General features: G+C 73.3%; 4 protein-coding genes and 1 pseudogene. 1 reads left to right on the forward strand and 4 read right to left on the reverse strand.

Annotated elements, in window-relative coordinates; genetic code table 11:
• Positions 1-1,552: pseudogene (locus GUY59_RS46290) on the forward strand (chromosome partitioning protein ParA); the annotation flags it as partial.
• 70 nt (positions 1,553-1,622) lie between these two features.
• Here GUY59_RS46290 and GUY59_RS46295 read toward each other — a convergent pair.
• The 4 genes from GUY59_RS46295 to GUY59_RS46310 form a co-directional block, all read right to left on the reverse strand.
• The gene (locus GUY59_RS46295; RefSeq protein WP_138208699.1) at positions 1,623-2,705 is read right to left on the reverse strand and encodes a hypothetical protein; all 1,083 of its coding nucleotides are present in this window, start codon (positions 2,703-2,705) and stop codon (positions 1,623-1,625) included.
• A complete protein-coding gene (locus GUY59_RS46300; protein ID WP_161715109.1) occupies positions 2,689-3,006 on the reverse strand; it encodes a hypothetical protein in 318 nt (105 codons plus the stop codon). Before GUY59_RS46300 ends, GUY59_RS46295 begins: the two co-directional genes overlap by 17 nt.
• Entirely contained in the window at positions 3,003-3,383 is a 381-nt protein-coding gene (locus GUY59_RS46305; RefSeq protein ID WP_138208697.1) for a YbaB/EbfC family nucleoid-associated protein, read from the reverse strand. The genes GUY59_RS46300 and GUY59_RS46305 overlap by 4 nt, the downstream gene beginning before the upstream one ends.
• A gap of 112 nt (positions 3,384-3,495) precedes the next feature.
• A partial coding sequence (locus tag GUY59_RS46310) for a citrate/2-methylcitrate synthase (RefSeq protein ID WP_289514405.1) occupies positions 3,496-4,082 on the reverse strand: 587 nt, incomplete at its 5' end.

Genomic DNA, 4,082 nt, shown 5'->3' on the forward strand with positions numbered 1-4,082 from the left:
GGCGGATGGGCGGCCGGGTTGGGCGCCGTTGGGTGAGTTGCGGGGGTGGCCGAACGAACATGCGGTGATCGTCGACGCGGCGCAGCTCGACGCCGCCGCATCCGCCCTGGCGGAGTTGCCCGGTTCTGTGCTGGTCAGCGCCGCCGGGGTGAGCGTGGTCGGCGCGTTCGACGGGGTGGCGACCGGGCGGGAGGCCCGCATCAAGGCCGCCGAGCAGCGGCTCAACCGGGCGAAAGACGTACAGGAGCGCGCCGCGCAGGCCGTGCGGGACGGGGAGGAGGCGGTCGCCGAGGCGCAGCGCCGGCTGGAAGGGGCCAGGGCCGGGGTGCGCCTGGACGAGCTGGAGGCGAAGCTCGGCGAGCGCCGGGCCAGACTCGCCGAGCTCAACGCCGCCATCGAGGAGCTCGCTCCGAAGGTCGCCGAGGCGGAACGGCAGGCGGGGGCGCTGGACTTCCGCGCCCGCACCCGTGACATGGAGATCGAACGCCTGGAGGGGCGGCGGCATCGGCACGAGGCCGAGCGGGCACAGGCTCGCGACCAGGCGGCGAAGGTCACCGCCGAACGCGAGTCGCTCAAGCTCGACGCGCTGGCCGCCGACTGGGGCGGCACGGTCGAGACGGCCCGCGAATGGCTGGCGGCGCTGCCCGAGGAGGAGCGGCCCCGTACGGCGGAGGAGTGGTGGCGGGTCGCAGAACGCCACCTCGACCGGGCGTTGCGCGACACGTTCCCCGAGGACGACGCGGAGGTCCCGGAAGAGCTGCGGTTCCTGCTGGAGGAGCGGGGCGGCAGCACGGCGCGCGAGCAGGCGACGTTCGCGGCGGTGTGCGGGGCGCTGGCCTCCTATCTGCGCGGTCAGGAGGAGTACGAACGCCACCAGCGCCGGCAGATCGAGGCCCAGCTGGTCTCCAGGCAGCGTGACCTGGCGGCCGCGGCCAGGGGCGCGGAGGAGGCGGCGCAGTCCACGGCCGTGCACCGGGCGGCGCTGACAGCGGCGATCAAGGCGCGGCTGACCCGGGTGGCGGAGGAGTTCGAGAAGCTCGACACCTCCTACGGCGGCTACGGCGCGACGCTGGAGTTCCCGGTGCCGCCCGCGCCCGCCGACCCCGAGCAGCGCTGGCAGTGGCGGGTCACGCCGAAGTGGCGGCGCGGCGAGGGGCAGGGGTTCGTGCCCTACAACCGGCGGGCCAACACCGCGCTCATGGACGAGAAGGCGGTCAAGCTGGTGTGCGCGGCGGCCATCGCCTCGTCCGGTGGCGGGCATCTGTGCCTGGTGCTCGACGAGCTGGGGCGCAACCTGGGCAAGGAGCACCGCAGGGAGGCGGTGGCGCTGTTCAGGAGGATCGGGGAGACGTACGGCATCACGGTGATCGGGGCGCTGCAGGACGACATGGAGCCGTACGCGATCGACGCCTGCGGCCAGTACATCAAGTTGCGGCGCTCGTCCGACGCGATGCCGTACAACGAGCCGCCGGTGATCGTGGGGCACGACCAGCACCGGGAGCGGGTACGCGCGCTCGCGGCGTACGTCGACCGGGGCGCCGTGACCGGGTGAGCGCCGGTCAGGGTGCTGGTGCGGGTGCGGCCGTCGCGGAGGTGGCCGCTCCGCGACGGCCGGCCTGCCGTCAGATTCGGTACATGGTCTGGATCTCGAAAGGTCCGCGGATGTCCTGGTTAGCGAGGTATGCGCGTTCCGCCATGTCGGAACGCCGGCTGTCCAAGGCCCTCACGTTGTCGCGGACCCTCTGCAGGTCGGACGTGTCCAGCCCGTTCTCCCTGGCGATGCCGAGCCCGTTGTCCGCCCGGCGGCGGGCATCGTCCAGATGCCCGGTCACGTGCCTGCCGAGTTGCGACTGGATCTGCTGCAGCCGCTCGGCCTGCCGGCTGAGGTGCCACCTGGTCATGTCGTCCAGGTACGGGTGGTCCGCCAGCGCCTGCCTGGCGAGGTTCGTTCTGGTGGCGGCGTCGATCTCTCCACGGTTGTAGGCGTCGCTCAACCTGGTGTTGACGGTGTGCTTGGCGTTGTGGACGTGCGTTTCGACATCTTGCAGCCTCGTCTCGGCGCGCTTCATGCTCTCCGCGGCCTGCCGGGCGGACAGCCCGGCGCGTGTGGCCTGGCCCTGTGCCTGCGTGACGGCCCGCCGGCCGGCCGACGTCTGCACCGGGCCATGCTGGTAGGCAGGCGGATACGCAGGACGCGGAGGAACCGCCGGCGGTTTGGCGGGCGTGCCCCGGAGCCGCTGGGTGAGCCGGTTGTAGATCTGTCCGAGCAAGCGGGTGGCGGTGCGCAGGTAATGCTGCACGCGGTGGGCGACAGGCCGCAGAAGCGGCTTGATCAGCGCCCGTCCCTGCGGCGTGAGGGCGGCCAGGCCCGCCATCCCGGCCAGCCCGATGAGCATCCCGCCAGCCCATTTGACCGTTGACCATGCGACCTGCGCGGCGCCCGCGCCCAGCGCGGCGGAGTGCGCCTGGGAGGCGCTGCGTCCCAGCACGCCGGCCTGTCCCGTCACGTGCTCGGCCAGCGCGTCCGTGGCGGCGCCCGCGTTTGCGCCGGCCAGCCGGTACGCGCGGGCGCCGTCGTCACCGACCGACGCCTGCGAGCGGCCCAGAGACTCCAGTACGCCGGCCTGGCGTTCAAGCTCGGTGGTGTCCGGCGGACGCGGCACCCCCAGCAGGCCGAAGCCCATCTCTTCAAGCCCGGCGGTCATGGTCGTCGCCCACCTCCCGCACCGCCGCCGCCTCGGCCTCCGTGTTCCTGGCCGCCATCAGGGCCTGGCCCTCTCCGGTCCCGCCGAGTTGCGCGACGACCTCTGCGGAGCCGCCGAACAACGCGATCAGGTACTCCTGGTAGGGGCCGGCGAAGTCAGGGTACGGCAAGGGGCCGGCGCTCCCCGCGACCTGCCCCCGGAATTCCTCGTGGACCTGCTGCTGCTCGTCCGTCAGCGTACGGAAGCGCCTGGCGGACGACTCGCGGCCGGAGACGTCCCAGGTGACCTCTTCGGGCGTCACCACGACTCACCCTTCCTGGGGGCGGCTCCGCCGGGTGGATCGTCGAGGCGGCGCAGCATCTCGTCGAGGCTCGACGTCAGCCGGGCGAAGTCGCCGGCCGCCTGGGCCTCCATGTCGTTGACCCGCCGGATGAGCTCCTCCGTGTCGGGGCCGTCCTGCGGAGGGGCGGGTTCGGGGGTTCGCTCCAGCCGATCCTGCTGCGCCGCCCGCACGGCGGCGACGATGTGCTCGGCGAGGTCGTGCGACGCCAGCCGCATCGCCCGCGGATCCAGCTTCAGCCTGGCCAGCAGGCCGTCCTCCCCCACGATCGCCCGCACCTGACCGCCGGCGGCCTCCCCGGCGCCGGTGGGCGCGTCGTCCTCAGGCGCCGCACGCACGTCATCACTCCAGTCCCGATCATCACGTCTGACACACCCCAGGGTGCAGAAGGCATTAAACCGGCTCAACCATGCGTGTGACTACTCGGCTGCCTCACTGACCCCTGGGGCCTCACGTGATCGGCGGGCCGGTGTAGGAGGCGCGCAGGCGGAGGAGGCTGCCGCGCTCGTACTCTTCCATGGCGTGTGCGAGCCATCCCGCCGCCCTGGCCACCGCGAAGATCGCCTCGCCCGCGCCGGCGGCCATGCCGCTGACGGCGGTCAGGACGGCGAGGGCGAAGTCGATGTTGCGCTCGGGCAGCCGCCTGCGGCGCATCTCGGCCAGCACTGCCACGCCCGCGGTGACCCGCTCGTGCCCGGGCGCGGCCTCCTTGACCAGGTCGAGCAGGGCGCCGCCGCGGCCGTCTCCGTTGCTGTAGACCCTGTGGCCGAAGCCGGGGACACGTTCGCCGCGGCGTACCCGATCAGTGATCACCCGCGCGGCCTGGCATGGCTCGCCGACCTCGGCGAGCAGGCGTTCCGCGCCGTACGACGCGCCGCCGTGCAGCGGGCCGCCCAGCACGCCGAGGCCGGTCTGGACCACGGCGTACGGATCCGCCCTGGCGGAGGCGGCGACCCTGGCGGCCAGCGTGGAGGCGGCCAGTTCGTGGTCGGCCAGCAGTACGAGGGCCGCTCGGAGGGCGTGGAGCAGGCCGGGGG

Origin of the sequence: Nonomuraea sp. K271, assembly GCF_009908215.1 — a bacterium.
Lineage (GTDB): Bacteria > Actinomycetota > Actinomycetes > Streptosporangiales > Streptosporangiaceae > Nonomuraea > Nonomuraea longispora.

Bases quoted from the DNA above. Each gene is read 5' to 3' on its own strand.
- GUY59_RS46295 (WP_138208699.1), bottom strand. From the start codon at position 2,705: ATGACCGCCGGGCTTGAAGAGATGGGCTTCGGCCTGCTGGGGGTGCCG.